An 18381-nucleotide genomic window follows, 5' to 3' on the forward strand; every position below is an offset into this window, starting at 1 on the left:
CAAGCCCCCGCACGTCCCCGAGCCCGCCGTACCTCCCGAAAGGCACATGCCCGCCATGATCATCCGTACCGCCGCCCGACGCCGTGCGGCCGCCACCGCCGCCACCGCCTGCGCCCTCGCCGTCGCACTGACCGCCTGCTCCGGCACCACCAAGGACAGCGCCGAGAAGGACACCACGAACGCGGGCACCGCGGCGAAGGCCGACCCGAACGCACCCCTGAAGAAGGGGCTCAAGCTCGCGTTCCTGCCCAAGCAGATCAACAACCCGTACGAGAAGATCGTCGACGAGGCGGGCATCGCCGCCGCCGAGGAGTACGGCGCCACCGGCAAGGAGGTCGGACCCTCCGACGCCAGCGCCTCTTCCCAGGTCTCGTACATCAACACCCTCATCCAGCAGCGCCAGGACGCCATCCTGATCGCGGCCAACGACCCCAACGCGGTGTGCGGCCCGCTCAAGCAGGCCATGAAGAAGGACATCAAGGTCGTCGCGTACGACTCGGACACCGCCAAGGACTGCCGCCAGCTCTTCATCAACCAGGCCAGCTCCGAGGAGATAGGCCGGAGCCTCGTCCAGCACCTGGGCGAACAGATCGGCTACCAGGGCAAGATCGCGATCCTCTCCGCCACCCAGAACGCCACGAACCAGAACACCTGGATCGAGTTCATGAAGGACGAGCTGAAGCTGCCCAAGTACAAGAACATGCAGCTCGTGAAGGTCGCGTACGGCGACGACGCGGATCAGAAGTCCTTCCAGCAGACCCAGGGCCTGCTCCAGGCGTACCCCGACCTCAAGGGCATCATCTCGCCCACCACGGTCGGAATCGCCGCCGCCGCCCGCTACCTCGGCGACTCCTCGTACAAGGGCAAGGTCGTGCTCAACGGTCTGGGCACCCCGAACCAGATGCGCAAGTACGTCAAGGACGGCACCGTCGAGCAGTTCTCGCTCTGGAACCCCGAAGAGCTCGGCTATCTGGGCTCGTACGCCGCCGCGGCCCTGGCCTCCGGCCAGATCACCGGCGCCGAGGGCGAGAAGTTCAAGGCGGGCAAGCTCGGTGAGTACACCATCGGCAAGGACGGCGAGATCATCCTCGGCGAGCCGACCGTCTTCAACAAGCAGAACATCGACAAGTTCGACTTCTGAGCGGGCGGTATTCCGTGCGACGCGTCTGTTTTCTGCTGAAGGTCCGGCAGGACCGCACAGCCGAGTACCGCGAGCGGCACGCCTCCGTCTGGCCCGACATGCTCCGGGCCCTGACGGAGTGCGGCTGGCGGAACTACTCGCTCTTCCTGCGGGACGACGGGCTGCTCGTCGGCTATCTGGAGACCGAGGACTTCGAGGCGGCCCAGGCCGCCATGGCCGCCACCGAGGTCAACGCCCGCTGGCAGCGGGACATGGCGCCCTTCTTCGAAGCCCTTGACGGGGCCGGGCCTGACGAGGCGATGCGCCCACTCGCCGAAGTGTTCCATCTCGCCTAGACCGCCAACAGCACCCTGGAGATACGGACATGAGACGCCTCACCGCCCTGATCCCCGCCATGGCACTGCTCACCACCGCACTCCTCGCCGCCGCGCCCTCGTCCGGCGCGGCGGCCCCGGCGGCCCCCGGCCCGGCGCTCACCAGGGTCGCCGACACCCAACTCGACAGCCAGGCCGTCTACTTCGTCTCCTACGACGGCCTGGTCAACAACAACTCCTTCCAGAAGAACGGTCTGCTGACCTACCGGGGCTACCAGTACGCCGCCTGGTACACGGCCGACCGCACCGCGGTGGTCGCCCGCCGCGCCCTCGGGGCGTCCTCCTGGCAGACCGCGCGGCTGCCGCACCAGCTCACCGTCGACGACTCCCACAACGTCATCTCCATGGGCCTCTCGCGGGCCGACGGCCGGCTGCACCTCAACATGGACTCGCACAGCAACGGCTTCTTCTATGTGAAGTCGGCCGCCGGACTGCTGGACGATCCCGCCGGGCGCGCCTGGAACAGCGGCCAGTTCGGCGCCGTGCAGACCACACTCGACGGGCTCGCGCTCACCTCGCAGTTCACCTATCCGCAGTTCGTCGCCACCCCCGAGGGCCGGCTCCAGCTCAGCTACCGCGCCGGGGTCTCGGGCAACGGCCGCAACGCGCTGGCCGAGTACGACGGCTCACGGTGGACCGCCCTCGGCGAATGGTCCGCGTCCACCGGCACGTACACCAGCGAGCACGGATCGAGCACCGCCCGCAATATGTATCTGCACGGGATCGATTACGGCGCCGACGGCCGGCTGCACGCCTTCTACACCTGGCGCGAACAGAACAACGCCGTCATGTGCGCCGGCGGCGGGCTCACCAACCATGACACCGGCTATGTGTACAGCGCCGACCGCGGCCGCACCTGGCGCAACGCGGCGGGTACGGCGGTCGGTACCACCGGCGGCTCCGACACCGTCGCGGTCGGCGACGCCGGTACGGTCGTCGACCCGCTCAACCCCGATCACTCCCTGATGAACCAGGAGAGCCAGACCACCGACTCCGCCGGGCTCCCGCACGCGATCATCAGCTACGTCCCCGGCCGCTTCGGCCAGTGCACCACCAACTATGTCGCCGACCGCACAGCGAACGGCCGTGCCTTCCACCTCTTCAAGGACTCCTCGGGCGCCTGGAAGAAGACCGAGATACCGGTGCCGCTCAACTCCAGCCAGCGCACCCGGCTCGTCCTCGACCGCTATGACAACGCCTACGCCGTGCTGCCGTACGGACGGATCGTCGCCGCCTCCAAGTCCTCGGGGTACACCGACTGGAGGACCCTGTTCGACGGCGCGGGGCTGAGCGCCTTCGGCGAGGTCGTCGTGGACGAGACCCGCGTCGCCCAGGACGGCGTTCTCTCGTTCATGTATCAGCGGAAGTCGACGGGCACCACGCCCTCGCCCCTGCGGGTCATCGACTTCCGGCTCCCGTCCTGAGGCACCACTCCGTCCAGAGGCACGAAGGAATCGCCATGACCGCACGCACCCCCGCCGTCGCCCGTAAACCCAGGATCGGCCTGGTCGCCGGGGGACTCGGCGCCTACTGGCCGCAGTTCCCCGAGCTGCTCCCGCAGCTCCAGCGCTCCGCGGACCGGGTCACCGTACGGATGCGGGAGTTCGACGCCGAGGTCATCGACGTCGGCTTCATCTCCGACGCGCAGGAGGGGGCCGAGGCCGCCGAGAAGCTGCGCGCCGCCGACTGCGATCTCATCGTCGGCTTCCTCACCACGTATATGACGGCCACGATGCTCGTGCCCATCGCACAGCGCAGCGGCGCGCCCGTCCTGCTGATCAACCTCCAGCCCACGCCGTCCATGGACCACGCCTCGTTCGACACCGGACAGTGGCTGGCCTACTGCGGCGCCTGCCCGCTGCCGGAGATGGCCAACGCCTTCGAACGTGTCGGCGTGCCGTTCCGCTCGGTCTCCGGTTATCTGGAGGACGAGCGCGCCTGGCGGCGCATCGGCCGCTGGATCCGCGCCGCCGGGGTCCGCTCGGTGCTGCGCAACGGCCGCCACGGTCTGATGGGCCATCTCTACCCCGGGATGTACGACGTCTCCACGGACCTCACCATGGTCCCCGGTCAGCTCGGCGGCCATGTGGAGGTCGTCGAATTCGATGATCTGCGGGTACGGGTGGAGCAGGTCAAGGACGACGACCTCGCCGCGAAACTGGACGAGACCCGCGAGGTCTTCGCACTCGCCGACTCCGTGGTCGAGGAAGACCTCCGCTGGGCCGCCCGCGTCGCCGTCGGCCTCGACCGGCTGGTGGAGGACTTCGACCTGGACTCGCTCGCGTACTACCACCGCGGACTGGACGCCGAGGTCCATGAACGGCTCGGCGCGGGCATGATCCTCGGCTCCTCGCTGCTCACCGCGCGCGGTATCCCGGCCTGCGGGGAGTACGAACTGCGCACCTCCCTGGCCATGCTCGTCGCCGACCGGCTCGGCGCGGGCGGTTCGTTCACCGAACTCCAGGCGCTGGACTTCACGGCCGGAGTGGTCGAGATGGGCCATGACGGCCCCGGGCATCTCGCCATCAGCGCCCGTAAGCCGCTGCTGCGCGGACTCGGCGTCTACCACGGCAAGCGCGGCTGGGGGGTCTCCGTCGAGTTCGACGTACGGCACGGACCCGTCACTTTGGTCGGGCTCGGACAGAGCGGCGACGGCCGCTACCGGCTGGTCGCCGCCGAGGGCGAGGTCGTCCCCGGCCCGCATCTGGAGATCGGCAACACCACCTCGCGCGTCGACTTCGGCTGCGACCCGGGGGAGTGGACCGACGCCTGGAGCGCGAGCGGGGTCGGCCATCACTGGGCGCTGGCCACCGGCGGACTGCTGCCCGAACTGCGTGCGCTGTCCGGGCTGACGGGCCTGGAGCTCGTGGAAGTCTCCGTCTGATGCGTCGGCCGGTGGGAATCAAGGACGTGGCCGGCGCGGCCGGTGTCTCGGTGGGCACCGTCTCGAATGTGATCAACCGCCCCGAGTCCGTGACCGAGGAGACCCGCCGGCGTGTCCTGTCCACCATCGAACGGCTCGGCTACGTACGCAGCGAGTCCGCGCGCCAGCTGCGCGCGGGCCGCAGTCGCATTCTGGCCATGCTCGTGCTCGACATGGCCAACCCGTTCTTCGTGGCGGTCGCCTCGGGCGCGGAACGCTCCGCCCGCGCGGCCGGACTCGGCGTGATGCTGTGCAACAGCGCCGAGAGCCCGGCGGAGGAGGCCACCTACCTCAATCTCTTCTCCGAACAGCAGGTACGGGGCGTGCTGGTCACCCCGGCCGATATGAGCGGACGCAATCTCGACGCGTTCCGGCGCCATGGCATCCCGTTCGTCCTCGTCGACCGCATCGTGCCCAGCGCGGACGGCTGTTCGGTCTCCGTCGACGATGTGGCCGGCGGCGCCCTGGCCGTACGTCATCTGCTGCGGCGCGGCTGCCGCGAGATCGTGTATGTCAGCGGTCCGATGCATCTGGCGCAGTGCCGCAACCGCCGCGAGGGCGCGCTGCTCGCCCTCGCGGAAGCGGGGCTGCCGCCCGAGGCGCTCCGGCATGTCGAGGCCGCGCGGCTGGATGTCGTCGCGGGCCGGGACGCCGGGGCGCGGCTGCTCGGTATGGAGTCCCGGCCGAGCGCGGTGTTCTGCGCCAACGACCTGCTCGCCCTGGGAGTGCTGCAGACGCTGTACCACGCCGGGATACGGGTGCCCGAGGATGTCGCCCTCGTCGGCTACGACGACATAGAGTTCGCGTCCGCCGCGGCCGTACCGCTGACGTCGGTACGTCAGCCTGCCTTCCAGTTGGGCGGGGCCGCGGCGGATCTGCTCATCGAGGAGACCGGCGACGATGCCGCGCGCCATGATCACCGGCGCATCGTGCTGCAGCCCGAACTCGTGGTGCGGGCCTCCACGCTCGACCGGCCGCACCACTGAACGACCGGGAACGGAACCCCCGTTGAACGGCCGGGAACGGACTGCCCGTTGAACGGCTGAGAACGGAGCGCCCGTCAGCCGCCGACTTGGTCTAGACCTTGACAGGGCCCGCACAATTCCGCTTGGGTTCCTTCACCCCCCATGGCGAGCGCCGGCTGCGGCTGCTCGCGCGAAGGAGTGAGTCGTTTGAGACAGCGAGTTCTTGCCCTGCTCACGGCGATGGTTTCGGCCCTCGCCCTCGCCGTATTCCTGCCCGCCTCATCCGCCTCCGCGGCGACCTGCGGCCCCGGCTGGACCGCCTCCGCCGTCTACACCGGCGGAAACGTCGCCTCGTACAACGGTCACAACTGGTCGGCGAAGTGGTGGACCCAGGGGGAGACCCCCGGCACCGCCGATGTCTGGGCCGATCAGGGCAGTTGTGACGGCTCCAGCCCCGGCGGCGGATCCGGTGGCAGCTGTGACTATCCGGCCTGGGTCGCGGGCCGCGCATACGTCACCGGCGACATCGTCAAGTACACCGACGGCAAGTTCTACCAGGCCGAGCACGACAACCCGGGTTACGACCCGGTCATCAGCACCTGGTACTGGGAGCCGTACACCTGCGGCACGACCCCGCCGCCACAGGGCGGATTCGTGGTCAGCGAGAGCCAGTTCAACCAGATGTTCCCGAGCCGGAACTCCTTCTACTCCTACAGCGGCCTGACCGCCGCCCTCGGCGCCTACCCCGGCTTCGCGAACACCGGCAGCGACACGATCAAGCGCCAGGAGGCCGCCGCCTTCCTGGCCAATGTCAGCCACGAGACCGGTGGGCTCGTCCATATCGTCGAGCAGAACACCGCCAACTACCCGCACTACTGCGACACTTCGCAGCCCTACGGCTGCCCCGCCGGACAGGCCGCGTACTACGGACGCGGACCGATCCAGCTGAGCTGGAACTTCAACTACAAGGCCGCGGGCGACGCCCTCGGCATCGACCTCCTCAACAACCCCTGGCTCGTGCAGAACGACTCGGCCGTGGCCTGGAAGACGGCCCTCTGGTACTGGAACACCCAGACCGGACCCGGCACGATGACCCCGCACAACGCCATGGTCAACAGCCGCGGCTTCGGTGAGACCATCCGCAGCATCAACGGCAGCATCGAGTGCAACGGGGGCAACCCCGGACAGGTGCAGAGCCGGATCAACAGCTACCAGAGCTTCGTGCAGATCCTCGGGACCACTCCCGGGTCCAATCTGAGCTGCTGAGCACCATCCGAGCAAAGGCCGGTCCGACGGTGTGCGCCGCCGTCGGACCGGCTTTCGCGTACCCACGGCCTTTCTCAGCCGGTCCGTTGACGGACGGCGCCGGGCCGCGGGGATACGGGCGCGGGCCCCGCGGAGAACTGATCGGCCGCCGTGTCGTTGTGCCGGTCGGGGGCACGGCCCGTTCCCGCGCGCTCGCCGCGAGGCGGAGTTGTCGCCCCGACCGAGCAGCGCGCGACGAGCGGAGGCCTTCATGCCGGCGGGAATCCAGGCGGAGTCGGACCGTACGAAGAGGCTTCCCGAGGTCCCGGACGCCCCGCGGACCGACGGGACGGTGTCCGGCGAGAAAGCCGCAGACGGGACGGGGGCCGACGCGACGGATCCGGCCGGACGCCTCAGGACGCGGCGTGATCTGCTGCGCGCGCTGTTCACCCTGGGCGTGGTCGCGGGCACCTCGGCGGCGCTGGTCCCCATCCTCAGGGCGGGCCGCGGGACCGCCGGCGCGACGGCCGGAGGCCCGGCAGGGAGTGCGGAGACCGGAGCGGACGGGGTCTTCGACGAGATGTACCGCGGACGGCGTATCCAGATCGGCCGCTCCGGCCCCGCGCATCCCGGCTCCGTCACCACGGTCCCGGCCGGTACGGATGTCTCCGCTCTGTCTCCGCCCTCCCTGCCCGGCATCCGGATCGACGGCCGGCCGCTCCACGTGATGCGACGGGCCGACGGCAGCTATCTGAGCATGGTCAACCACTACGAGTCGTTCCCGACCCCGCTCGCGGCGGCCCGTGCGGCGGTCAGGGATCTCAGGGGCGCGCAACTGGCTCTCGACGGGCCGGTCCATCACATCTGACCCGTCCGACCGTCCCGTCTCACCGCATCCGACGGCTGGAGGGCCTCACCCGTGTACATCAGAAAGAACCAGCGGAACCTCACCAGCGCCGAGAAGAAGAGCTTCGTCAGCGCCGTACTTGAGCTCAAACGCCGTGGTGAGTACGACGAGTTCGTCCGGCTGCATGTCCGGTACCACGTCTCCGACGCGGAGGGCGGGCTGCGCGCCGGGCACATGGCTCCGTCGTTCTTCCCCTGGCACCGCCGCTTCCTGCTGGAGTTCGAGCGCGCGCTGCGGCGGGTGGACCCGAACGTGACCGTCCCGTACTGGGACTGGACCACCGACAACACACCGGCCGCCACGCTCTGGTCCGAGGACTTCCTCGGCGGCACCGGCCGCTCGCGCGACCATCAGGTCCTCACCGGTCCGTTCGCCTACAAGGCGGGCAACTGGACGATCAGGGGCGGGGTGACGGAGGGGAAGTTCCTCACCCGCGATCTCGGCCGCCCCTCCGAGCCGGTCGCGCTGCCCACCAAGGACGAACTGGCCTGGGCAATGGACGAGAAGGTGTACGACGCGGCGCCCTGGGACTCGACGGCGACCTCCGGCTTCCGGAACAGGCTGGAGGGCTGGATGTCCGGAGGCGACGCGCCCTGGTGCAACCACAACCGTGTGCACCGCTGGATCGGCGGCCATATGCTCGGCGGCTCCTCGCCCGACGACCCCGTTTTCTGGCTCCACCACGCCTTCGTGGATCTGCTCTGGGACCGCTGGCAGAACAAGCACCCGAAGGCGACCTATCTGCCGAAGTCGAAGCTGGGCGCCGGAGATCCGCAGAGCGGCCGGGCGATCAGTCTGGTGGAACCGATGCCGCCCTGGAACGTGAAGCCGTCCGAACTCCTCGACCACCGGGACCTGTACCGCTACGAAGGGTGACTGTCCGGCAGACGTGAACGGCCCCCCGCGTGGACACGCGGGGGGCCGTTCTCACCGGATGCGCGCGGCCCCGGGGCCGCGCACCTTCATCAGTGATCAGCCGCCGTAGCCGCCACCCTCGTGGTGCTCGCGGCCCTCGTGGTGCTCGCCACCCTCGTGGTGCTCGCGGCCTTCGTGGTGCTCGCCACCCTCGTGGTGCTCGCGACCCTCGTGGTGCTCGCGACCCTTGTGGTGCTCGCGACCCTTGTGGTGCTCGCGACCCTTGTGGTGCTTTTCGCCGGACAGGTTGACGCACTTGTTGCCGAACGCCGGGTTGAGCAGGCCGATCACGTTGACGCTGTTGCCGCAGACGTTGATCGGGACATGCAGGGGCACCTGGACGACATTGCCCGACACGACACCGGGCGAGCCGATGGCGGCGGCCCCGGCGTCGGCGTCGGCAGCGGCCATACCGGCGCCACCGGCCAGCACGGCGCCCGTGCCGACGAGAACAGCTGTTGCCTTCGCGATACGCGACATCAAGAATCTCCTTGAACCGTTTGGAGCACAGCCGCACGATGCGCGGCCTCACGCCCCTTCAACGCCCCGATTCACGCTCGGTAACGGATATCCGGCAATCCGGTCCCCATCACCGTCATCATCACCTGGTCAGCGGAGCAGACTCAGCCCGAGTGCCTCGGCTGAAGCGTGGTCGCGTATGCCCCGCCTCGCGCCAGCAACTCCTGATGGCTGCCCGCCTCGACGATGTGGCCGCGCTCCATCACGATGATGCGGTCCGCGTTCCGGATGGTGGACAGCCGGTGCGCCACGACGAACACCGTCCTGCCCCGGACAAGACGGGACAGCGCGTCCTGGATCAGCCCTTCCGACGTGTTGTCGAGGGCCGAGGTCGCCTCGTCGAGCACCAGGATGCGGGGATCCCGGATCAGCGCCCTGGCGATCGCCAGCCGCTGCTTCTGCCCGCCCGACAGCCGGGCGCCACGCTGCCCCACCACCGTGTCGAGGCCGTCCGGCAGCCGCTCGATGAACTCCATCGCGTTCGCGGCGAGCAACGCCCGGCGCAGCGCGTCCTCGTCGGCGCCGCCCTCCAGACCGTAGGTGACGTTCTCCCGGATGGTTCCCTCGAACAGGATCGACTCCTGCGGCACGACGGACAGGAAGCGACGGTAGGTGCGCAGATCCAGGGAGGCCATGTCGGCGCCGTCGAGCAGTATCCGGCCCTCGGTGGGCCGGATGAAACCGATCAGCAGGTTCAGGATCGTGGACTTGCCCGCCCCGGACGCGCCGACCAGGGCTATGGTCTCGCCGGGCCGTACGGACAGCTCGAACCCGCGCACCGAGTGCTCCGTCGCCTCGGGGTAACGGAAACCCATCCCCTGGAAGTCGATGCGCCCGCCGATACGGTCGACGGACGCCTTGCCCTCATTGCTCTCCAGATCGGGCGCCTGAAGGACCTCACCGATCGAACGCACCGACTCCAGACCCTTGGAAATGATCGGGGTCAGATTCATCAGCGTCGTCAGCGAGGCGGTCAGCGCCGTGAAGAAGGCGCTGATCATCACGACATCGCCGGCCGAGAGCCCCAGCCATCCGTAGTACGCGACGACCGCCGAGCCCGAGAGACAGCCGACCGCCATCGTGTTGAGCAGGATCCAGGAGAGCGATCCGAAGCGGCCGTTGAGCAGATCGAGCCGGAACCCGGCGGAGAGCACCCGCTCCAGGGTGTGGTCGACGCGGTGCAGCGCGGTCCGCTCCAGACCGTGGGCACGGGTGATCGGGATGAGCGTGGTCATCTCGCCGACCCGTGAGGAGAGCTGCTCGATCTCCAGCCGGAACTCCTCGTTGTTGCTGCGGATCCGGGAGCGCAGCCGGCGTACCAGCAGAGCCGCCAGCGGCACGACGACCAGGAACACCGGCAGCACGACGGGGGCGCGGTACCCGATCACCGCCAGTCCGCCGATCAGCGTCATGATGGCGGCGAGCCCCATGTCGGCGCTCTGCTGGGTCATCTGCTCCACGCCCTCGACGTCCCGTACGACCTTGGTCTGCAGGACGCCCGCGCTGACCCGGGCGTGGTAACCGATGGACAGATACTGCATGCGGCGGCAGAGCGCCGAGCGCAGCTCGCGGCCCATCCGGCGGATGCTGGAGCTCATCAGGCGCGCGTAGAGCAGCGCCAGCGGGAAGTTCAGCACCAGGACGAACACCAGGACCCCGGTGTTGTACCAGAGTTCGGCGACCGGACCGTGATCCACCACCACATCGATGATGTTGGCCGTGATCAGGGGGAGCAGCCAGACCGGAATGTGTTTGACGGCGAACACCACGACCGCGAGGGACAGCCGGTGGCGGTCGGGCCGGAAGAGATAGGCGAGGGTGCGGAGCGGATGCTCCCCGGAGTAGTGGTGGTCCAGCGGACTGGGACGCGGGGCGGATTCGGGTTTCTGCATGGAGAGCGGAGTCCTCTTTCGGCAGCGATGGCGCGCGCTCGATTGCAGACACCCAGTTTCCTCCGGCCCGCTCCCGGGGGGAAGCGCTTTCTGAGCCCCCCCCGGCGCCGGACCGGGCAGCGGCCCACATCGGACCGGCGGCGGCTCACGCCGGACCGGGCAGCGGCTCAGGGAGTGGGACGGGCCGATCGGTGAGATGGTGGCTGCATGGCTGATCGGGGCGCACCTCCGGCTGCCGTGTCGCTGCCGGACGACTGGCCCGCCCATCCGGACCTGAGTCTCGCGCTCAACCGGATGGGAAGCTTCGACTGGGATCTCGCCAGCGGGCTGCTGCATCTGGACGCGCCCGCCCTCCAGATCCTGGGCCTTCGCCCGGAGGAGTACGCCGGCCGTCCGCGCAGCCTCGTCCGCCGGATGCCGCTGTCCGAGGCCGCGCGGCTGAAGAGCCTGCTGGCGCGGGCGCTCAAGGAGGGCGCGGCCGAGGTCGCGGCGTACTTCCGGATCATCCGCCCGGACAGATCACGCCAGTGGACCCGTGCCCAGGCGCATATCGCGTACGACGGCGCGGGACGGCCGCGGCGGATCATCGGCCTCGTACGGAGCGCGGAACACGAGCTGACCGAGGTGGCCGCCAGAAGCGATCTGGACGAGGCACGGCGCAGGCTGACCGGAGTGGTGGAGCGCACCACCGTCCTGCTGGCGCGCGCCGAGACCGTCGAGGACGTCCTCGACGTCCTGCGGGACGAGGAGGCGCTCGGCCATCTCAAGGCCGTGAGCGTCATGCTGGGCGTGGTGGAGGGCGGGCGGATCCGGACGATCGCGGAGGGCCGGTCGGGGTCGTACGTACCGGAGCTGCAGTACACCCGGATCGACGCCCCGTTCCCGATGAGCGAGGTGGTACGCACCCAGCGGCCCCGCTTCATCACCTCGCGCGAGGATTTCCGGTCCTCCTACCCGCTGCTCTGGCCGCATGTCGAGCCGCTGTCGGTGAGCTCCGGCGCCTATCTGCCGCTGATCGCCCAGGGCAGGATCATCGGCGCCATGGGGCTGCTCTACCCCCGGCACGGCGGCTTCAGCGCCGAGGAACGCAATCTGCTCGTCGCGCTCTCCAGCGGAATCGCGCAGAGTCTGCAACGGGCCATCCTCTATGAGCAGGAGCACGATCTCTCCGAGGACCTCCAGCGGGCGATGCTGCCCCGGCACGTCCCCGAGGTCCCCGGCGCGCGCAGCGTCTTCCGCTACCGCTCCGCGCGGATCGGCCGGAGCGTCGGAGGTGACTGGTACGACGTGCTGCCGCTGCCCGGCGACCGCGTGGGTCTGACGATCGGTGACGTCCAGGGCCATGACACGGACGCGGCCGTGGTCATGGGCCAGCTGCGCATGGCGCTCTGGGCGTACGCCGCCGAGGGGCATCCGCCCGACGCCGCGATGGCCCGCGCCTCCGCCCTGCTGCGCGAACTGGGCACCGACCGCTTCGCGACCTGCACCTATGTGGAGGTGAACCTGTCGACCGGAGGGCTGCGGATCGTACGGGCGGGCCATCTCGACCCGCTGGTGCGGCGCGCCGACGGCAGCTGCCACTGGATCGAGGCGCCCGGCGGGCTGCCCCTCGGGCTCTCGGCGGAGTTGGCGGAGCTCGGCGGGATCAGCCATCCGGTGACCACGGGGGTGCTGGGGCCCGGTGAGACGCTGCTGCTCTGCACCGACGGGCTGGTGGAGCAGCCGGGCATCGATCTCGGCGAGAGCCTGGAAGGTCTCAGGGAGACCGTACGGACGGGCCCGGCGGATCCGGAGGAGCTGGCGGACCTGCTGTTCGCGCAGGTGGGGGAGCGGAGCGGTGGGGACGACATGGCCCTGCTGCTCCTGCGCCGGGACAGCGTCTGACGCCGGGATCTCGTCCGACGCCGGGACAGTCGCTCAGGCCATGGCCGACCAGGTGAGCGGGGACGGCTTCTGACGGAGGGGCAGGTTCCGACGCCCCGGCGACGTCCGGGCCTGGCCGGATTCGCTGTCCCGTTCCTCCCTGTCACCGCGTGTTCTCCCCGACGTACGCGCGAACCCCTGGTTCATTGGTGTGTGCACGGCAATGCTGGCGGCCGACATCGCACAAGCCATGCGTATCCACCGTCTTCCAGGAGAAGTTGTGGGCCCAGGCATCGCCGGGCGGACCGCCGTGCTCTTCGCGGCCGTGACCGCTCTCACGGTGGGGGCGGTATCCCCGTCCTCCGCCGACTCCACCCCCGACCCCCGACCCCGGACCGCCGCCGAGGTGTTGCGGCCGGTCGCGCCCCCACCCGCGAGCGCGGCCACCGCGGACCCGAGATCCGGCGCGACTCCGCGATCCATCGCCGACGCCGACGGCATCGAGACCGCGCGGGCCTCGCGCCCGATCGCCCCCGGCGTCCGGCTCACCTCGTACGACCGGCTCGAATCCGACAAGTGGCTGCGCGTGGACGCGCTCTCCGTCGACCTCGACGGCACCGGCGCCCAGGCCGACTACCTCTCCTCGGGCAAGGTCTCCGACCGCCGTACGGTCTCGGAACTGGCCGCAGGCCATGATGCGGGACCCGGACGCCGTACCGTCGCCGCGATCAACGCCGACTTCTTCGACATCAACGAGACGGGCGCGCCCCAGGGACCCGGGATCGCGGACGGCGAGGTCACGCACTCGCCCGCGCCCGGGGTCAACCAGGCCGTCGGCATCGGCCCCGGGAACGCCGGGCGTCTGCTGAAGCTGTACTTCGACGGCACCGTGACGCTCCCCTCGGGACCGCGCGCGCTGGAGGCCTACAACGCGGCCAATGTGCCGGCCGGCGGCATCGGCGCCTACACCGCGGGCTGGGGCGTGGCGGACCGCGCGCTCACGGTGGACCGCGCGACCCCGGTCGCCGAGGCCGCCGTACGGGACGGCAGGGTCGTCTCCGTGACGGACCGTCCGGGTACCGGAGCGATCGCCGAGGGCACGACCGTCCTGGTCGGCCGGGAAGCGGGCGCCGAGGCGCTCCGCGCGCTGCGCCCCGGGGACCCGGTCACCCTCGAATACCGGCCGCGCACCGACAGCGGATCCGTCCCGCGGACCGCTGTCGGCGGCCGTGAACTCCTCGTGGTGGACGGTGTGGCGCAGAACCACGACGGTGAGGGCAACAACACCGCCGCGCCACGCACCGCCGTCGGGTTCTCGCACGACGGCAGCACCATGCAGGTGATCACCGTCGACGGCCGGCAGGCCGACAGCGGCGGCGTCACCCTCACCGAGCTGGGCCTGATGATGCGGCGGGCCGGTGCCCACAGCGCCCTCAACCTCGACGGCGGCGGCTCGTCCACGCTGGTCGCCCGCGCACCGGGCAGTGACGCGCTGCGCGTGGAGAACAGCCCCTCCGACGGCAGCGAGCGCACGGTCCCCAACGGCCTCGCCCTCACCGCGCCGGACGGCAGCGGACGGCTCACCGGCTTCTGGGTCGAGCCCCGTACCCCCGCGAGCGCCGCCCCGAGCGTCGACCCCGTCAAGGGCGGTCACCCCGAGCGGGTCTTCCCCGGACTGACCCGGGCGCTCACCGCCGCCGGATACGACGAGACCTACGGGCCCGCGGCGGGCGATCCGCGCTGGCGGACCGTACGGTCCTCGGTGGGCCGGGTCGACGCCGACGGCGTGTTCACCGCGCGCGGCAGCGGCACCACCGAGGTACGCGCCGAACGCGGACGGGCCGGGGGCGGCACGGAGTTGACGGTCCTGGACAGGCTCGACCGGATCCAGCCGACCACGCGGCGCGTCGGACTCGCGGACGCCACGGCTACCGGCACCTTCGGCATCGTCGGCCTCGACGCCCACGGCACCAGCGCACCCATCGAACCCCGTGACGTACGGCTCGACTACGACCGCTCGCTCTTCTCCGTCGGTGACGACGGCCGGGGCTCCTTCACCGTGAAGTCCCTGAAGGGCAGTGGCGCCGGGCGCGTCACGGCCGAGGCGGGCGGCGTCACGACCGTCCTCGCCGTCAGCGTCGGCCTCGACGAGCAGCCGGTTACGGCCTTCGACGACGCCGCGTCCTGGACCTTCAGCCAGGCACGCGCGGACGGCTCGGTCGCGGCCACCCCGGACGGCCACACCGGCACCGGGCTCGCCCTCACGTACGACTTCACCCGCTCCACCGCCACCCGCGCCGCGTACGCGAACCCGCCCCAGCGGATCCCGGTGCCCGGTCAGCCACAGTCCTTCACGCTCTGGATCAAGGGCGACGGCAAGGGCGCCTGGCCCACCCTGCATCTCAAGGACGCGGCGGGCTCCGACCAGTTGCTGCGCGGCCCGTATGTCACCTGGACCGGCTGGCGGCAGGTGACCTTCGCCGTGCCCGTCGGCGCCGCGACGCCGCTCAGTGTGTACCGCTTCTATCTCGCGGAGACCGCCGCCACCAAGCAGTACACCGGCGAGATCGTGATCGACGGACTGACGGCGCAGGTCCCGCCCACGGTGGAGCTGCCCGCGCAGCCGCGCCCGGCCGATCCGCTGATCGACTCGGCGGCCGAAACCGGCGCCAGGGACTGGCGGTTCGCGGTGATGTCCGACGCCCAGTTCGTCGCCCGTGACCCCGACAGCGCGATCGTGGCGCAGGCACGCCGTACCCTGCGCGAGATCAAGGCGGCGAAGCCGGACTTCCTGGTCATCAACGGCGACCTGGTGGACGAGGCGTCTCCGGCGGATCTCGCCTTCGCCGGAACACTCCTGACCGAGGAATTGGGCGACGCCCTGCCCTGGTACTACGTACCGGGCAACCATGAGGTGATGGGCGGCACGATCAAGAACTTCGTGGACACGTTCGGCCCTGCCCAGCGGATCTTCGACCACCGGGGGACCCGCTTCCTCACCCTCGACACATCGAGTCTGACGCTGCGCGGCGGAGGCTTGGCGCAGATCAAGGCGGTACGGGAGCAGTTGGACGCGGCCGCGAAGGACGACCGGGTCCGGTCGGTGATGGTGATCGAGCATGTACCGCCGCGCGATCCGACCGTCCAGAAGGCCAGCGAACTGAGCGACCGCAAGGAGGCGGCCCTCCTCGAACAGTGGCTCGCGGACTTCCGCCGGACGACCGGCAAGGGCGCGGGGTTCATCGGCGGCCATGTCGGGGTCTTCGATGCCTCGCGGGTGAACGGCGTGCCGTATCTGATCAACGGGAACTCGGGCAAGGCGCCCGCGGCCCCGGCGGGCGAGGGCGGGTTCACCGGCTGGTCGCTCATCGGGGTCGACCAGGTCTCGCGGGGCGCGCAGTCGGCCGCGCGGCTGGCCCCCTGGAAGGGCGGCCCGGACTGGGTCTCCGTACAGACCCGCGCGCACACCGACGCGCTGACGCTGGACGCGCCGGCCGCTCTGACCCCCGGGCACAGCGCCCGCGCCACGGCGACCGTCACCCAGGGGACCAGGGCGGTCCCGGTCGGCTTCCCGCTCAGCGCCGACTGGACGGGCTCCCCGAACCTCCGGATCGGCGACCGGAACGGCGCCCGCCCCCGCCACGCGGCGGTCTTCGACCCGGCGACGGGCACCCTCACCGCGCTGCGGCCCGGGACGGTCATCCTCGCGGTGACGGTCAACGGCGTCACACAGCGGGCGGAGATCAGGATCGCGGCGACAGCCTCCGGGTCGGCCGCGGCGGTCGCGCCCGCGGCGTGACCGGGTGAATACGGTGGCCCGGCATCCGGCCGGCCGGACGCCGGGCCACCGTACGCGGCGACTTTGGGACGGGGGAGCGGGACCGGGCTCGCGACTTTGGTCGCGCAGGCCGCTCCTGAAGGCCAATAGCCGTGCTGAGCTGGCGGTTTCTAGCCTTGAGGGGTGAAGACGGTATGCGGAATCCTGTGTTTCCTCCTGTTGTCCCAAGGCGTGGGAGGACTGCTGCACGAATGGACGGACGGATGGTTCGAACTCTGGTCGGTGGTGGCGAGGATGAGCTACTTCGACGGCTATGAGATCTATGTGTCCGTCGTGCTGATCGTGGCGGGCCTGGGCATGGGCGCGGCTACGGAGAGCGCGAAGAAACGCGGTCTGTAGGGGCTGACGGCTTCGGACGGCGTGGAGGGTGCGTGGAGGGTGCCGCGTACGGGACGTGACGGCGCGTCGGGCGGATCGGGCTGGATCAGGCCGTTTCGAGGTGCAGCGCCGTGAACCGCGTGGTGAAGCCCGTGCCGTCGGGGGACGCGCACATCGGTCCGGCCTGCGCGGGCGCCTCCGGCGGGAAGTAGGCGAGCCGCAGCATCGTGCCCGGCTCGCCGTCGAGACCGTACAGGATCGTGACGGTGTCGCCCTCGCGCCGCAGTTCGACGGTGACCGGTGCCGGGGTGTCGGTGAGATGGGCGAGCGGTACGACGTTCCAGTCCGACACCTCGCGCGTGACGACGGCGCTGAGCTGTTGCCGGCCGTCGACGTATTCGATGCCGGTCTTGATCCAGTTCTTCTCGTCCAGCCGCAGCAACAGCCCGGCCTGGTCGTACTGTTCGCGGTAGTCACCGGAGAACGTGACCCGCAGCCGGAAGGACGCGGGCACCGGCCGCAGCAGGGCGTGTCCCGTGTCGCGTACGAAGCCGTAGTGCGTGGTCACCCAGAAGTCCGTGTCCGGTTCCGTGGTGATGTCCAGGGCGTCGTCGTACGCGGCCCACTGGGCGGGCCGGTTCAGCCACGTCCAGTCCGTGAAGCCGAGACAGGATTCCGTCCCGGACTCCGTCCCGGCGTCGGTCACTGTGCCGTCGGCGCTCTCGCCCATGGTCTCTCCTCACGTCAGCGGTCGGGCACCCACACTGCCATGGCGGCGCGCGGACGCGGTGAGCGGGGGACGGCCATCCGGATGCCCACTGCCGGCCGTCGGTCGGTCCGCGTCCGTATCGCCCTGCGTTCTCCGTACAACCCCCCCGTCCCATCCGCCGTCCAACATGCACGGGAAAGAACGGGCGCTTTCCCCACACCCCCGCACCAGCCCGGCATTCCTCTTCAAGGAGCCGTTTTCGTGCGCGAGAACAGCATCGCCGTAGCCTCGGCATCATTCCTGTTGCTGGCGGGTGCGGCCATCACCACCGCCCCGGCGGCCCAGGCCGGCACACCCGGCGGGACACACGCCGCCGACCGCAACACCGACTTCAACGGTGACGGGTACGAGCACGTCCTCACCGGCGCTCCGGGCGCGACGGTCGGCGGCCACCGCGGCGCCGGTTACGTCACCGTGCAGTACGGCTCGGCCAAGGGCATCACCACCACCAACCGGGCCGTCCTGAGCCAGAACACCCCGGGCGTCCCAGGAGCCGCCGAGGCGGGCGACGGCTTCGGCAAGGCGCTGGCCTCCGGTGACCTCGACAGCGACGGCTATGACGACGCCGTCGTGGGCATCCCCGGCGAGGACATCGGTACGGTCGCGGACGCGGGCGGCATCGTGATCCTCCGGGGCTCCCCCACGGCGCGGCGATCGACGACTGAGCCACTTCCCGGTCCGCGGGCCCGCCTCACGGCGGGTTCGCCGGTTC

General features: G+C 70.4%; 13 protein-coding genes and 2 pseudogenes. 12 read left to right on the forward strand and 3 right to left on the reverse strand.

Features of this window, described 5'->3' with window-relative positions:
• The first annotated feature begins 55 nt into the window (after positions 1 to 55).
• The 8 genes from rhaS to IF11_RS0126835 all read left to right on the forward strand — a co-directional run bounded on the left by rhaS (position 56) and on the right by IF11_RS0126835 (position 8431).
• On the forward strand, positions 56 to 1141 hold the full coding sequence (rhaS, locus tag IF11_RS0126800) for a rhamnose ABC transporter substrate-binding protein (protein ID WP_030354303.1): 1086 nt from the start codon (positions 56 to 58) through the stop codon (positions 1139 to 1141).
• 14 nt (positions 1142 to 1155) lie between these two features.
• Entirely contained in the window at positions 1156 to 1476 is a 321-nt protein-coding gene (locus tag IF11_RS0126805) for an L-rhamnose mutarotase (protein ID WP_030354304.1), read from the forward strand.
• Positions 1477 to 1505: 29 nt separating this feature from the next.
• Positions 1506 to 2939 carry a BNR repeat-containing protein gene (locus IF11_RS0126810; protein WP_030354305.1) on the forward strand — a complete coding sequence of 478 codons (1434 nt, stop codon included), beginning with the start codon at positions 1506 to 1508 and terminating at the stop codon, positions 2937 to 2939.
• Between the two features lie 35 nt (positions 2940 to 2974).
• Positions 2975 to 4399: an L-fucose/L-arabinose isomerase family protein gene (locus IF11_RS0126815; RefSeq protein WP_030354306.1), complete on the forward strand. Its 1425-nt coding sequence runs from the start codon at positions 2975 to 2977 to the stop codon at positions 4397 to 4399.
• Positions 4399 to 5424, forward strand: coding sequence for a LacI family DNA-binding transcriptional regulator (locus IF11_RS0126820; protein ID WP_030354307.1), 1026 nt, complete (start codon positions 4399 to 4401; stop codon positions 5422 to 5424). The genes IF11_RS0126815 and IF11_RS0126820 overlap by 1 nt, the downstream gene beginning before the upstream one ends.
• Before the next feature lie 186 nt (positions 5425 to 5610).
• Positions 5611 to 6669, forward strand: coding sequence for a glycoside hydrolase family 19 protein (locus IF11_RS0126825; RefSeq protein ID WP_244888250.1), 1059 nt, complete (start codon positions 5611 to 5613; stop codon positions 6667 to 6669).
• A 250-nt stretch (positions 6670 to 6919) separates the two neighbouring features.
• Entirely contained in the window at positions 6920 to 7516 is a 597-nt protein-coding gene (locus IF11_RS0126830) for a tyrosinase family oxidase copper chaperone (protein ID WP_078490941.1), read from the forward strand.
• Between the two features lie 51 nt (positions 7517 to 7567).
• Positions 7568 to 8431 carry a tyrosinase family protein gene (locus IF11_RS0126835; protein ID WP_030354310.1) on the forward strand — a complete coding sequence of 288 codons (864 nt, stop codon included), beginning with the start codon at positions 7568 to 7570 and terminating at the stop codon, positions 8429 to 8431.
• A 258-nt stretch (positions 8432 to 8689) separates the two neighbouring features.
• On the opposite strand, the pseudogene IF11_RS42355 reads toward IF11_RS0126835, so the two are convergent.
• Both IF11_RS42355 and IF11_RS0126845 read right to left on the reverse strand, forming a co-directional pair.
• A pseudogene (locus IF11_RS42355) lies at positions 8690 to 8950 on the reverse strand (chaplin); the annotation flags it as partial.
• A 143-nt stretch (positions 8951 to 9093) separates the two neighbouring features.
• Positions 9094 to 10881, reverse strand: coding sequence for an ABC transporter ATP-binding protein (locus tag IF11_RS0126845; RefSeq protein ID WP_030354312.1), 1788 nt, complete (start codon positions 10879 to 10881; stop codon positions 9094 to 9096).
• A 207-nt stretch (positions 10882 to 11088) separates the two neighbouring features.
• Here IF11_RS0126845 and IF11_RS0126850 point away from each other — a divergent pair, with 207 nt between their 5' ends.
• From IF11_RS0126850 to IF11_RS0126860, 3 genes are all read left to right on the forward strand, one after another.
• A complete protein-coding gene (locus IF11_RS0126850; protein WP_030354313.1) occupies positions 11089 to 12765 on the forward strand; it encodes a SpoIIE family protein phosphatase in 1677 nt (558 codons plus the stop codon).
• A 259-nt stretch (positions 12766 to 13024) separates the two neighbouring features.
• Positions 13025 to 16543 carry a phosphodiester glycosidase family protein gene (locus IF11_RS0126855; protein ID WP_030354314.1) on the forward strand — a complete coding sequence of 1173 codons (3519 nt, stop codon included), beginning with the start codon at positions 13025 to 13027 and terminating at the stop codon, positions 16541 to 16543.
• A 162-nt stretch (positions 16544 to 16705) separates the two neighbouring features.
• Positions 16706 to 16921 (forward strand): hypothetical protein, encoded by a 216-nt coding sequence (locus IF11_RS0126860; protein ID WP_030354315.1) that lies wholly within the window; start codon positions 16706 to 16708, stop codon positions 16919 to 16921.
• An 85-nt stretch (positions 16922 to 17006) separates the two neighbouring features.
• On the opposite strand, the gene IF11_RS0126865 is transcribed toward IF11_RS0126860, so the two are convergent.
• Complete coding sequence (locus IF11_RS0126865; protein ID WP_078490943.1) at positions 17007 to 17630, reverse strand: DUF1349 domain-containing protein; 624 nt, start codon at positions 17628 to 17630, stop codon at positions 17007 to 17009.
• Positions 17631 to 17870: 240 nt separating this feature from the next.
• Between IF11_RS0126865 and IF11_RS0126870 the strand changes: the two are divergent.
• Positions 17871 to 18308 (forward strand): annotated as a pseudogene (locus IF11_RS0126870) (esterase); the annotation flags it as partial.
• Between the last annotated feature and the right edge of the window lie 73 nt (positions 18309 to 18381).

It is taken from the genome of Streptomyces scopuliridis RB72 (assembly GCF_000718095.1).
GTDB lineage: Bacteria > Actinomycetota > Actinomycetes > Streptomycetales > Streptomycetaceae > Streptomyces > Streptomyces scopuliridis.

Bases quoted from the DNA above. Each gene is read 5' to 3' on its own strand.
- rhaS (WP_030354303.1), top strand. From the start codon at position 56: ATGATCATCCGTACCGCCGCCCGACGCCGTGCGGCCGCCACCGCCGCC.
- IF11_RS0126810 (WP_030354305.1), top strand. From the start codon at position 1,506: ATGAGACGCCTCACCGCCCTGATCCCCGCCATGGCACTGCTCACCACC.
- IF11_RS0126815 (WP_030354306.1), top strand. From the start codon at position 2,975: ATGACCGCACGCACCCCCGCCGTCGCCCGTAAACCCAGGATCGGCCTG.
- IF11_RS0126820 (WP_030354307.1), top strand. From the start codon at position 4,399: ATGCGTCGGCCGGTGGGAATCAAGGACGTGGCCGGCGCGGCCGGTGTC.
- IF11_RS0126830 (WP_078490941.1), top strand. From the start codon at position 6,920: ATGCCGGCGGGAATCCAGGCGGAGTCGGACCGTACGAAGAGGCTTCCC.
- IF11_RS0126845 (WP_030354312.1), bottom strand. From the start codon at position 10,881: ATGCAGAAACCCGAATCCGCCCCGCGTCCCAGTCCGCTGGACCACCAC.
- IF11_RS0126850 (WP_030354313.1), top strand. From the start codon at position 11,089: ATGGCTGATCGGGGCGCACCTCCGGCTGCCGTGTCGCTGCCGGACGAC.
- IF11_RS0126865 (WP_078490943.1), bottom strand. From the start codon at position 17,630: ATGGGCGAGAGCGCCGACGGCACAGTGACCGACGCCGGGACGGAGTCC.